At 38.8% G+C, this 11,826-nt stretch carries 11 protein-coding genes and 1 pseudogene; 1 reads left to right on the forward strand and 11 read right to left on the reverse strand.

Translation table 11 applies throughout. From position 1 onward, the window contains the following. Nucleotides 1–43: 43 nt before the first annotated feature. The 3 genes from R7E29_RS19755 to R7E29_RS19765 form a co-directional block, all read right to left on the reverse strand. A complete protein-coding gene (locus tag R7E29_RS19755) occupies nucleotides 44–424 on the reverse strand; it encodes a hypothetical protein (RefSeq protein WP_005375467.1) in 381 nt (126 codons plus the stop codon). A 167-nt stretch (nucleotides 425–591) separates the two neighbouring features. Then, complete coding sequence (locus R7E29_RS19760; RefSeq protein WP_054577104.1) at nucleotides 592–978, reverse strand: GlcG/HbpS family heme-binding protein; 387 nt, start codon at nucleotides 976–978, stop codon at nucleotides 592–594. Between the two features lie 9 nt (nucleotides 979–987). Beyond that, nucleotides 988–1,956, reverse strand: coding sequence for an aldo/keto reductase family oxidoreductase (locus R7E29_RS19765; RefSeq protein ID WP_054577103.1), 969 nt, complete (start codon nucleotides 1,954–1,956; stop codon nucleotides 988–990). A 129-nt stretch (nucleotides 1,957–2,085) separates the two neighbouring features. Here R7E29_RS19765 and R7E29_RS19770 point away from each other — a divergent pair, with 129 nt between their 5' ends. Next, nucleotides 2,086–2,961 (forward strand): LysR family transcriptional regulator, encoded by an 876-nt coding sequence (locus R7E29_RS19770; RefSeq protein ID WP_053350499.1) that lies wholly within the window; start codon nucleotides 2,086–2,088, stop codon nucleotides 2,959–2,961. A gap of 9 nt (nucleotides 2,962–2,970) precedes the next feature. Here the strand turns inward: R7E29_RS19770 and R7E29_RS19775 are convergent, their stop codons facing one another. The 8 genes and pseudogenes from R7E29_RS19775 to R7E29_RS19810 all read right to left on the reverse strand — a co-directional run bounded on the left by R7E29_RS19775 (nucleotide 2,971) and on the right by R7E29_RS19810 (nucleotide 11,820). Beyond that, nucleotides 2,971–4,728 carry an SgrR family transcriptional regulator gene (locus R7E29_RS19775; RefSeq protein ID WP_054577102.1) on the reverse strand — a complete coding sequence of 586 codons (1,758 nt, stop codon included), beginning with the start codon at nucleotides 4,726–4,728 and terminating at the stop codon, nucleotides 2,971–2,973. 508 nt (nucleotides 4,729–5,236) lie between these two features. Next, nucleotides 5,237–5,752 (reverse strand): annotated as a pseudogene (locus R7E29_RS19780) (IS5/IS1182 family transposase); the annotation flags it as partial. Between the two features lie 488 nt (nucleotides 5,753–6,240). Continuing rightward, nucleotides 6,241–6,819 (reverse strand): TerD family protein, encoded by a 579-nt coding sequence (locus R7E29_RS19785; protein ID WP_017635838.1) that lies wholly within the window; start codon nucleotides 6,817–6,819, stop codon nucleotides 6,241–6,243. A 9-nt stretch (nucleotides 6,820–6,828) separates the two neighbouring features. Beyond that, complete coding sequence (locus R7E29_RS19790) at nucleotides 6,829–7,395, reverse strand: TerD family protein (protein WP_053303780.1); 567 nt, start codon at nucleotides 7,393–7,395, stop codon at nucleotides 6,829–6,831. 3 nt (nucleotides 7,396–7,398) lie between these two features. Next, a complete protein-coding gene (locus R7E29_RS19795; RefSeq protein WP_054577101.1) occupies nucleotides 7,399–8,646 on the reverse strand; it encodes a toxic anion resistance protein in 1,248 nt (415 codons plus the stop codon). Beyond that, nucleotides 8,647–9,759, reverse strand: a complete 1,113-nt coding sequence (locus R7E29_RS19800; protein ID WP_085569300.1) for a hypothetical protein — start codon at nucleotides 9,757–9,759, stop codon at nucleotides 8,647–8,649. It lies immediately after the preceding gene. Nucleotides 9,760–9,829: 70 nt separating this feature from the next. Beyond that, nucleotides 9,830–10,705 carry an HpcH/HpaI aldolase/citrate lyase family protein gene (locus tag R7E29_RS19805; protein ID WP_053303782.1) on the reverse strand — a complete coding sequence of 292 codons (876 nt, stop codon included), beginning with the start codon at nucleotides 10,703–10,705 and terminating at the stop codon, nucleotides 9,830–9,832. Beyond that, nucleotides 10,702–11,820, reverse strand: a complete 1,119-nt coding sequence (locus R7E29_RS19810; protein ID WP_054577097.1) for a cysteine protease StiP family protein — start codon at nucleotides 11,818–11,820, stop codon at nucleotides 10,702–10,704. The genes R7E29_RS19805 and R7E29_RS19810 overlap by 4 nt, the downstream gene beginning before the upstream one ends. Nucleotides 11,821–11,826: the final 6 nt, after the last annotated feature.

Genomic DNA, 11,826 nt, shown 5'->3' on the forward strand with positions numbered 1-11,826 from the left:
TAAAACTCGTCAAATGACGAGTTTTATTCTTTATATCAGTCCGTTACTCTAGGCTTTTCAATTCCGATGTATCAACGCCTTTTATTGCATCTTTCGCCACTTTATCAGGATCAAAGACATCACGTTCTTCATATGAATTATCAATCATGCCTTGTCCTATCGCGGTTGCCTGCTTTTGTAACTTGTTACCCTCTACCTCACCAGCATCCCAGCCTTGCCGATAATCTGAGTCGGTTTGATACCTTGTTTCGTCCTTAATATAGTGTTCAAAATCATTCCCTGCCTCTTGCATACCACTATGCCGACCGTCATGAAAGCCTTGGATATAAGCTTCATCATAACCGCTCTCTTTTAACGCGCTGTCACTCGTACCACAGCCTGAGAGGAGAACAAAAAATAGCGAAACGAATACCTTATGAAACATATTTAGGCCTCAAAGCTTTCAAATAAATTAATCATAGTTCGCGATTTCAACTTCTGCTTACTTCAGGCTATTAGATAGCATTGTGACTCGACGAAGCCTGTGAACTTGAGTCCCTACAGTGAGTACAAAGCTGGACAAAGCATCACACCTACTGATAAACGTTATACTCAACGCGCGTTTAATACTTCCATCGCAAGTGCTTCATCATCTTGCTCAGCCAAACCGCTAATGCCAATTGCACCGACGATTTTCCCCTCTTGTTCTATAGGCACACCACCCATAAAGCCTGTGATCTTCGGGTCAGTCCAATAACTCAACTGCTTACCCGTCTCACGAGCCCAAGCACCCAGATTGCCGCTAGGCTGACGGTCTCTAGCCGAGGTGTAAGCTTTGTTCTGTGCCAACAAACCTGCTTGTACGCTCACATCATCCATTCGGGCAAAACCGAGCAATTCACCATGCGTATCAACCACGGCAATCGCAATGTTTTGCTTGCGAACAGCAGCAATTTCCAATGCCGTTTGAATCAGAGTTTGAACTTGTACGTATTTCATTTTTCTCTCCTAAGGGATCTCATGACCAAGAGTTTTCTCGAACAATCCATACCAATGGCTGCGTGATAGCGTGACGTTCTCTACTTGAGCACAAGCGCGAATACGCTGTGGGTTTGCAGTACCAATAACAGGCTGAATTTGGTTTGGGTGACGCGTCAGGAAGGCTAAAACAATCGCCTCAGACGACACGCCATATTCAGCTGCTAGCGCCATCACCATCTCCGCCGTCTGTCTGGTGTTGTGATCATCAGAATGTAAGCCACGCTCTGAGAATCTTCCTTGCGCCATACTGCCCCACGCTTGCAGTTGGATATTGTGCTTACGGGCATGTTCCAATGTTCCCGCAACGTAGTCAGATGCCGACGAAGGAAGCCCCATACCTTGCTTGAAGAAGTCAGACTTAGCCAGACTCATTTCCAACTGGTTCGCCACAACAACTTCGCCCGTTGCTTGTTGAAGAAGATCAATTTGAGCACTGTTCATGTTAGAAACACCGAAGTGGTTAACTTTGCCAGCTTGTTTCAGTGCTTGGAGCGCTGTGCCCAGTTCTTCAAATTCAACCAGAGGATCAGGACGATGCAGCATCAAAACATCAAGGTTTTCCACGCCAAGGCGCTCAAGAATGCCCTCAACAGAAGCCGTCACCCATTTGGCAGAGAAGTCATACTGCTTAACACCTTGCTCATCTCCTAGACGGATGCCGCACTTGGATTGCAGATAAATTCGCTCTCGTAAGGTTGAGTCATTGGCTAAGATGCACCCAAACACTTCTTCTGCCTTACCGAATTTGTAGATATCCGCATGATCAAAGAGATTGATGCCAACCTCTAATGCTGCCTCTACAGCGGCATAAGCTTGGTTTTCATCTTGGGCGGTTAATGGGTTGCGATTCCACTCCCCTCCAAGTCCCATGCAGCCGAAGACCAAGCGGCTAACGTTAGGTAAGGTTTTGGCGAGCGGTAATGTTGGATTGTTCATCGTTATTCTCACTTTTCCCGATTTCTGCGTTTTCAATTTCTTAAGTTAACTCTAACCATCTTACCGTTCGTAATAATTAGTTTAATACCGTAAAATCGAATTCATTATCCTTGTTAACGAACAATCAAGATGGCAGATTACAAAAGAATCGAAAAACTGATGCTGTTTGCCGAAGTGGCTCAAACACTCAACTTTTCTAGGGCAGCGGAGCAACTTGGCATTTCTAAAAGTTACCTGTCGGAACAAATCAAGCGATTGGAATCGGAACTCGCCACGCCTTTGATTGTTCGAACCACACGCAGCGTGAGATTGACGGCAGAGGGTGAGTCGATCTTTGCACAAGCGGAAGATCTCAAACGCCGCGTAATGGAAATGGAAAAGAGTTTAAGTCAACAATCTGAGCAAATAGACGGCCTGATTCGTCTTACTGCTCCCAAGATGTTTGCCGAAGCGGTGCTGCATGATTTGTGTGTGGCGTTTCGCGCTTTACATCCAAACGTAGAGTTCGAGATTCTTTCTAGCTATCAAGCGTTTAATCTGACGGAAACCAGCGTCGACTTTGCGTTTCGAGCAACAAGAACGCCGCCCGAGAATATGATTGCGCATCACCTTTTGGACTACCACCACTGGCTGGTTGCCTCACCTCTGTATCTGCAAGAAGAAGGTACGCCAGAGACGTTAGCGGATTTAAAACAGCATCAATGCTTAACCACATTGCATCAAAAAGAGTGGCCGTTAAAAACGGGAACAGTTCAAACCCAAGGTTGGCTTTCAAGCAATGAAAACCGCTTACTCAAAGAATCAGCCCTGTCTGGCAATGGCATTGCTCGGTTAGCAAGTTACTTTGTCGAACAAGACGTTGAGCACGGCCGTCTAGTGCAGGTTTTATCGGAAGAAACCGACCACCAGCACAACGCGGTGTACTTGGTGTACCCACAACTTATCTATCAATCGGCGAAAACCAGAGCCTTCATTGAATTCGTGAAGCAGCACTTTGCTATATAACTAAGGCAGTTAATCCGCAGACCACACCGAGCGAATATCTGGCCAACCCCAGTTAGTAAGAGCGACGTCTTCTAAAACACCTTGGAAACGCAAAGTTTGTGTATGGTGGAACATGGGTGCAATCCAGTATTCGCTGATCAACGTCGATGCAATTGGCTCCAATGCATTAAGGTAGTCCTCAAGTGGAACGAAAGATCTGACTCTCTGTAGTTGTTCATCTAACCATTGTGCGTTCTTCTCTCCCAAAGTGTGGAATAGCACAGCGTTGCTGAAGAAGTTCGTGAACGCTGAGGCATGACGATTATCATCTAGGTTTATGTTCGTCACGACCATCGTCTCATTTAGCTCACCATTCTTAGCTTTCTCGTTCAGCTCACGATAGGAATACATAACAATTTCTACTTTACTGCCAACACTCACCAAACGATTAGAAATAGCCCGCGCACAGCGACGCAACGCGGTATAGTTATATCCGGCTATCGTAATGTGTTTAGGTAACTTAAGCGGCTCACTGAACGGACGGAGCACTGGCTTCCAACCTGGTAGCAGGTTATAAGCGGGTATACTCCCAAATACAATATTCTCGCGGCGCATCACTTCGGCCAAGTGCTCAGGTTGAATTAGCTCACTAATATAACGGCGCTGCGCTAAAGAGAGTTTGTGCTTAGCGTGCTGATTAAATAAGGCGAATAAGCAACCATCTTCTATTCGACTACGCTTGCTCGCCGATGAGTTTTCTCGGTTTTGCGTCGACATATAGTGTCCACACAAATCCTCCTCGGGCGAAGCATCCCTTTGCAACGTATTTGCTGCCAATGACGGGTTCTCCATTTGCTCGTCATTAACAATCCAGATAGTCACCAAATCCGTTAGAACTCTACATGCATAGTAACCATTAAATGCTTGCAGTTTTAAACGACTTTCATTGTGCTCGACAACAGAGAATGGGCCACTTCCGACCACCAGCTTGTTATTCGCTACGTTAACTTGGCTTACTGGTTGAATGCCGTATTTCACTCCAGAAATAAGTCCAGCAAAGCCCAAGTCAGCTCGATTAAGCTTAAAAACAACTTTCAAAGGCGTTGGCGCAGTAATGTTAGCAACATGTGCCAACTCTTTTTCGTAGTACTGTAGTGAACTCAACTTTGCAAACAAGCTAACCACTGTTTCTGCATCAATGGAATTACCATTATGAAAAGTCAGACCTGGACGAAGGTAGAAAGTCCATTCGTAGGTGTCTTCGTCATAACGCCAGTGATGTGCGAGTTCTGGTTGCACTTTCCCATTGTTATCACTCGAAACTAAGCAACAATAGATTTGCCTTAATAAGAAACGTTCGCTGCTACGCTGAAGTTGATGTGGAACGACGCGCTCAAACATTCGCTTATAGGTTAATTGAATATTGAGCTGTCCTTCTTGCACAGAAGCACCAGACGTTGTTTTTAACAAACGGCCAAATGCCACTTCGTCTTCATCTAATATCGCCAGTGCTTTTTCATACTTGCCTAACTTGATACGTTCAAGAGCCAAGCTCTCTTTTAAAACGTCTAACTCCATATTCAGAATAAGAGTCGATCGTTGGTTCCGCCCAGCTTTCGGGTGCCAGCTCAACCACGCCTTCTGCTGCATCTGCGTTAGCAGGCTACGAGCATGCCGAGAAGAAGTGAACATGATGTCGGCAATGTCCTGTAACGTGGTTTTTGTTTCATCACCAACGCTAAACGAGAGTAATCGTTGGTAATAGCGAAACAAATTGAGATCAGACACTGAATCAACCTTAGATCTGTGAAGTTTGTGGATAGGAATAGTTTACTTAAGTTGGCGGGAATAAAATAAGAAAACTTCCTAATTATCTGTTCCCCTTTTCCACAATTAACCTCCAAATTCGGCTTTAAAGCCCCATATATTTACGTTATTAGGAAAAAAGCCAACAAAAGCACTCTCTTTTTTATATCCCCTTTTATACACATAATTTACTCGTCAGCTAAAGGAGAAAAAAATGAAGAAGCCAATGATGGCGTACTTTTTTCAGCAACGCCTAGCTCAATCGAGTAATAAAATAGAAGTGATGACTCTGGTTTATCTTAACGATATGTTCCAGTGGTCATAGCCTAACCTCAAGCAGAACTTAGCTCCTGATACTATACCCCCACTTCGTTGTATCTTAAGTTCTGCTTTTTCATCTTTTGCACTCCAATACCTTATTGCAGGTTACTAAAAGTTGACTATTTGAAATAGTATTATTTCATGCACTATTAGCGTTGTTGCAAAATTCTTACAAGAGGCTAAACAGCCTAAAGAGAAATGATTTTGATATAAAACACTGAGCTTCAGGCATGCCAAACCCTCTAAGCTTGTTGAGCACTTTTAATCATGGTGTAAGTTTCACCAACTTGAGCGTGGTAGTTTCTTAGTTATAGTTTCTAACCCAGCAACTGCTTCACTCGATACATAGCTTTTTCGGAGAGTGCACATCTGAGCTCTTTCTTGACCTCCTTTATATACCGTAGAATGTCTTACATCCTAAAGCCAGATTACGAAGGTATCCACGCTCCTAAAAGGCCGATCCTTCCCTTGGCTAAATGATAGGAACTGCTCTCTTTATTCGTATGACATTCATGGCATTTTCTTGTGCCATAAGTGTCATCATCTGATACTTCTAGGACCGTTTAATGTGTCTGCCTAAGTAAATGGGGCAATACTTCGGCACCAGTTATTTAGATAAACTCAGAGCTACTGCGACTATTTCGCACGCGCTGGTATCTACGGCTAAATATAACTTGCGCCAGATACTCTATTGCGCTCCTAGTGTTGCTTTAAATGAAAGCTTAATGTCCTAAGCCCAACGGTATAGAGAAAACGCCCTTTACCACCAGTGCGGTAGTAATAGCTAGGTCTCAGATCCGACGAGACATAGTACGCTTGTTCGATTTGCTTTGCTTCTATTCGCTTATGGTTTATTCATCAACCCCAAAAGTGGGTAAGCCCCGGTTAATGAAGGCATTATTTAGTGGTTTTCTAACGAGGTTTACGCATAAGGTTATGGTTATTAACTAGTGCAGCCTATCAAATCGCAACTTATTTATTTAGTTACATCAAATTACTCAGCACAGACGAATTTGGTAAGAAAAGTTAAGTAATATTAAATTTTTAATATCGTTTAAATTTTACATTTCATTATAAACAACATTAGCAAATATAATTCACCATTAAAAAAGCCTAACAAAAATTAACAGTTAGGCTTTGTTTATTTTAAATTTAAAATATCATATAAACTAATTAATATATATGTTGCAAAACCGTGCTTGCAATCTGATTCACATTACTTCCATTAGCGTTAACCCCTTTAGAAGTAAAGTTCCACTCTTTATTTTTATAAGTCAAAAGGCCAATATAAATTCCTGTATGACTCCCTTGTTCATTTAAAGTGAAGCGACAAATCTCATTTGAAGATTGATCCAAAATACGGCAAAAAGCGTTTTCGACTTTATCGAAAGTTTGTCCTCTAAAACTGTTAACTGTAACAGCAATGTATTTAACAGAATTAGGCAACTTTGTCAGGTTAATAGTAATTTTCTCATCGTCACCATCACCTTTGCCTGTCAAATTATCTCCTTGGTGGATAACAGACTTACACTTTGATTTCAACTGAGCGTACCAAACAGAATCTAGTACATTTAAATTTTCATCAATCAATAGGCAGGATGCATCTAAGTCAATTGAAGCGGTACCGAAAATAGAAGCAAGGAAACCTTTCGATTTAGCTACGTCCCAACCTAAACCAACAGTAATACTAGATAATTTTTCAACTTCTTTAGTAAGCGATATCGTTGAGTTCTTTGATAAATTAATAGACATAATCTTACCTTATTGATAACCAGCCACAATGTCGCCGAGACCTAGTTGGTAGCCAGCTCCAACTGCATGGAACTCCCACTCGTTACCACTTTTAACTAACGAACCTACTTGCACAGCAGATTCGTTTGCAAACTCTTGACCTAGTTTGTACTCAGCAATCAAGCTCCCAGTTACGTCATTGTAAAGCCTAATGTAGCTGGTATTTACATGTGAAAAACCACGTGTATCGTTATGAATCGTAACAAAAATAGATAACTCAGCTGCTCTTAGGTCAATTGATTGCAGATCTATGTTGATGACCTCATCATCACCATCGCCAGCACCGGTGCGGTTATCACCATGGTGTACCACTGCTCCCTGGGGGCACTCCAGATTATTGTAAAAAACAAAGTGCTGATCAGACAAAAGTTTAGGCTGATCTTGTGCATCGTAAGAGCAAATAAATATACAGCAATCAATGTCAATTGGTGGTTCTGTGGGTATTAGATCCCAACCAAGCCCAAGCCTCAACTTACGCAACGCAGGCTCAGCTTTCGTTAAGTTTATTGCATTACCTTTTTCTAAATTAATCGACATTAATTATTCCTTATTTTTTAATAGCTTAGATAATTCTTTTTTCATATTAACCATTCTCTCATCAGCGATCTCGCGATTTCTAGCTCCCTCCTGTTCAATGGAAACAACATCTTGCAATGTGGTAATCAGAGTATTTTGCACGTGCTCCAGTGTTTCCAGATCTATAACTGAACGTTGATTCGCTCTTGCTGTTTGCAACGTATTTTGTCTTAATAAATCTGCATTTCTCTTAATTAAGTCATTTGTAGCATTGTCAATTTTGCCCGCAAGTTCTAGCGACTTTCTCTGCTCTAACATAGAAATAGCAAGCGTAAATTGCTTCTTCCACGATGGGATCGTTAATGTCTTAATATTGTCGAACTTCTCAATCAAAGTGATATTGTTAGTCTGTACCATCCGAATCATTGGAGCCGTTTGTAACGCAAGCATTTGCAATGACCTTAAGTCGTGAACACGTTTTTCAATACGATTGTGAAAGGACTGTAAGTCGCTTAATTCTTGCGCTTTTAAAGGAGAGTTTTCATCTTCAAGCTCTTTTGCTAAGACTTCTGCTTTACCTTTTATGAGCAAACGCCTTGATTCTCCGTATATTATGGCTTCTGTTAACGCCTTATACTGCGCTATGTTTTGAGAAAAAACAGTTTCGAGCTGAACAGAACGCTCCTGGAGACGCACTTGCTGCGAATTAATCTCTTTTACTACCCTGTCGAGCTGAGTGCTTACCGAGTTAAACTGAGCTAAAATAGCCTCTTTAGAATATTTGAATCTAGATATCAACTTTCCAAAAAAGCTGTCTTTCCCCATTAGCCCACTTAAATCAACTCCTTTAGCCAAGCCCACAACTTGATTTAGGTTCTCTCCCATTTCTTCCAGATCTTTAGTCCGAACTTGATTCAACATAGAGTCAGAATATTCAGCTATTTTCTCAGCTGACTCATGACCGAGAGTACTAATACCTCGTGACGAATAGATATCAATCTGATTAAGTTGAGTAACTATACGTTGAAATGCTTCTCTCGGGTTTAAGTTCGCTTCGTTCAGATCAGCTTGATAAACTTCAATGGATTTTTCAACACAACTGTATATACTTTTAACATTTTGTCCTTTAATCGTCGGAAGTTTAGAGATATCTGTAGTGCCTTCAACTATTAGTGAGTTTTCTATTGTTTTTACAACATTAGTATTAGATGAATTTTCTATATTGCTAGAATTAACATTTTTGGATGTAAAAGTCTTCGGTTGGAATACCATTTATCTCAGCTCCTCTATATTTCGAATCAATTGTTCCTGAATGTCGTTCAGCTCATAGTAAAGTATTGAATCGTTTGATTCGTCGATAGCAATAACTGTTAAAAATTGCTGTTTCCAGACTTGAATAATATCTACTTTAATTTTTTCTAACTGTTCAAAGCTACCTAACAAATTAGAGCTATATAATTCTATTTGGGGGAAAGTCAAATCTATCGATTGTTTTAGAGAAAGCAAAGTTTGTACTTTCCTTTCCCATCTTTTAATTGAATCAAATCCGTTTTTTTTAAAAGAGTCAGAAAGATTAATACTTTCTTGTTGAATTGATTTTTTTTCTTTATCCATCCTTAGTATCAATGCTAAAATTTTGAATATAAGGTTTTTATTCAAGCTTTGTAACTCTATAGACCAATACTGAAACTTTTCGAGATGCGTTCGCATTTCAGCTAGGTTATCAAATACTCGATTTATTCTTTCGTCAATATTATCACTTACATAATCAAAGTCATATTTAATCTTTCTTATTTTTTGATTATGGTTACCAAAAAGTTTAGATAGCTTCGTACCAAATTTATGTGGATTGAAAATATCAATATCTATACTTTTTGCCAATTTAATAATGATCTGTCCTAATCCTAAAATTTTATCTACCTTACTTAACTTAGCATAATCGGACAAAAACCCTTGTAATTGTTGGAATTTTTTTGACTCTACATTTCCAAATTCTATTTGATACATAGGATCATTGAAAATAATAGAATTGTAAATGTTAATTATAACCAAATAGTCTCCATTATTTAAATTGACATTTTTAAACTCTCTTCTACACAGTTTGTCAACTTCAATTTTAAAATCTTCTTCAACATTAACTAAGTCACTTTGAATTGACTTTATTTTATTGCTAAATAAAACAGAAGGTTTTTTCTTATTATTATATTTTATGTTTTTCCAATATTTTTCACTCTGAAGGTGTTCAAAACTCTCTTCGGATACAAGACTTCTATTAGACTTTATATGGCTAAATTTCTTGACAGCTAATTCATGTTTTTCTTCATTTTCAGGAAGTTCATTAACATGAGTTGGATCTAAATCTTTATGATGAAATGTTTTTATCATTACTTTTCGCACTATGATATTAAATCAAAACTTCCTCAATAATAATTATCAATTTGAGGTCATAAGTTGTCTAAAATGAATTAGCCAAAAATTTAGTTCGTTTAGCCCAATTACTGTGGCATGCTACTTCCATCATTTGTCCATTCATTTTATAAACTGCCGGGGAAGAATCTGCCAAAACTGACTCAGCTTGAACAATATGTGTATTTGAATAACTTTTAAAAAAACCTTCAATTATTTTAACTTGTTGAGGATGAATAGCAGTTTTTCCAAAAAGGCCATAGTTAACATCCATAGCAAGTTCCCTTATCAACGTTTTATGGTCATCGATCATATCAAACACAGGCGCAGAAAGCTCATAACCGTATGGCCTAAAAGCGATAATTAAATTCTCTATCACCGAACGTAAGGGGGTTTCATAAATTGTTTGGCCTGTCATACGTTTTATACCCAGAAGATTGAATAAATCGTTACCTCCTATACGAAGGCAAGTTATATCTCCATAGATATTTTGTAAACTTCTTCTAATCTCTGGTAATTTAAACGCATCAATTACATCAAGAGATTCTAAGGTAGGCATTAGTTTAAACTTAATAGAGTGACATTTTAATACTCTATGATAATCATCATTTGTTTTTAGATCATATTTAGGGAGAACAAAACCATCTATTTTTTCAATCCCTCTAAAATACAATATATTTTCAAGAACTTCTGGGCTTCTGGGACGAATAAACCTTTTGAACTGTGTATTTGAACTATCTAATCCATCGATCGCAACACTCAAATTCTTAAGTGATTGATTCAATTCACCTTCAGAAATGGCATCTTCAGTACAAAAAACCATACTCTTTGATCCCAATCCTTCTTTCATTAACATTTTTAGATTCGGGTGATTACACGGAGTATACAATGTTGCTCCCAAAGAGAAGTAGCTAGAGATGTTCATTTTATTGCCTCTATATTAAGTGGCTTAATAAGTGCACATGCTTCAAATAGCAAGGTTGGTTCTTCTTCTACTTTGACTCCTTTTTCATCTGCTAACATTAATAAATGTTTGACTTTATTGCTGTCTATTGAGCGAACAATAAGTAAAGAAGGAACACGTCTTAGCATGACTCTAGTTGCTTCGGCTATCCCAGGCTTAATATAGTTTACATCTTTAATAGAATATTTAATGGTCAATGAGGATATAAATCTTTTTATTTGATCTTTAGTGTTATCTAAATCGACAATTGTCTCATGTTGCTCAAAAGGTTCATCTTTAAAGTTTTCTTTCAAAAAACATTCTGCTATCTTTTCCACAAACCAGTGGGAATAGTCAAATTCTTTTAGGTGATTATTGATTACGCAGCCATGGAATTTTTGTTTTTTAGGATCTTGCCATAAACTTCGCGAAATCAAACCTGATACTGTAGAATTCAACATAGACGAAGGTATTGGATAGTCTTCTTTCGTGGCACAATAATCGGCAACCCCACCTGTATCACTGACAACATAAAGGTGCGGTTTTATATCAGTATTATTTCTTTTGTTATAAGAGAAAATAGATCGCTTTAATTCCTTAGTGATTACTCCTTTTGCAGTCCAGCCGTCAATGAATACTAAGGAAGAGGAATCATATCTTTTAATTTTCAACAAGTAATCAAGAGCAACCGAATCAATACCTCTATCCCGAATAATGCTAATACTATAATGACAAACTTTTCTATTAAAATAATACTCTAACGCTCTCTTTATTAAAACGCCAATTGGTGTTCCTGCTCTAGCTAAAGAAACCAGAGTGATATCTCCCAATTGATTATTATTAATCTTTTCAGCGAGAGAAAAAATGTGTTTTGCTAGTTTGTTTTTATACTTATCGGTAAATTCAAAGAACAGTCTTTGATATTTAATTGATGGTTTTGATTCTTTGTTCAATAATTCAGAGTAATGAACCCCTTCAGACTGGATTAGATTTTCTTTTTCATTAATTGAAAAGAACTGACACTTGACAACCTCTAAGAGGAACTGACAGTCGTTCTCATTATAACTACCGATTATTGGAGATATAGATAAGCTCATAATATT

Origin of the sequence: Vibrio sp. Vb1729 (assembly GCF_033338655.1) — a bacterium.
GTDB lineage: Bacteria > Pseudomonadota > Gammaproteobacteria > Enterobacterales > Vibrionaceae > Vibrio > Vibrio alginolyticus.

Excerpts from the sequence above, each read along its gene's own strand:
- R7E29_RS19795 (WP_054577101.1), bottom strand. The coding sequence starts at position 8,646 with ATGGTATTCCAACCGAAGACTTTTACATCCAAAAATGTTAATTCTAGC.
- R7E29_RS19805 (WP_053303782.1), bottom strand. The coding sequence starts at position 10,705 with ATGAACATCTCTAGCTACTTCTCTTTGGGAGCAACATTGTATACTCCG.
- R7E29_RS19770 (WP_053350499.1), top strand. The coding sequence starts at position 2,086 with ATGGCAGATTACAAAAGAATCGAAAAACTGATGCTGTTTGCCGAAGTG.
- R7E29_RS19790 (WP_053303780.1), bottom strand. The coding sequence starts at position 7,395 with ATGTCGATTAATTTAGAAAAAGGTAATGCAATAAACTTAACGAAAGCT.
- R7E29_RS19765 (WP_054577103.1), bottom strand. The coding sequence starts at position 1,956 with ATGAACAATCCAACATTACCGCTCGCCAAAACCTTACCTAACGTTAGC.
- R7E29_RS19810 (WP_054577097.1), bottom strand. The coding sequence starts at position 11,820 with ATGAGCTTATCTATATCTCCAATAATCGGTAGTTATAATGAGAACGAC.
- R7E29_RS19755 (WP_005375467.1), bottom strand. The coding sequence starts at position 424 with ATGTTTCATAAGGTATTCGTTTCGCTATTTTTTGTTCTCCTCTCAGGC.
- R7E29_RS19785 (WP_017635838.1), bottom strand. The coding sequence starts at position 6,819 with ATGTCTATTAATTTATCAAAGAACTCAACGATATCGCTTACTAAAGAA.
- R7E29_RS19760 (WP_054577104.1), bottom strand. The coding sequence starts at position 978 with ATGAAATACGTACAAGTTCAAACTCTGATTCAAACGGCATTGGAAATT.
- R7E29_RS19800 (WP_085569300.1), bottom strand. The coding sequence starts at position 9,759 with ATGATAAAAACATTTCATCATAAAGATTTAGATCCAACTCATGTTAAT.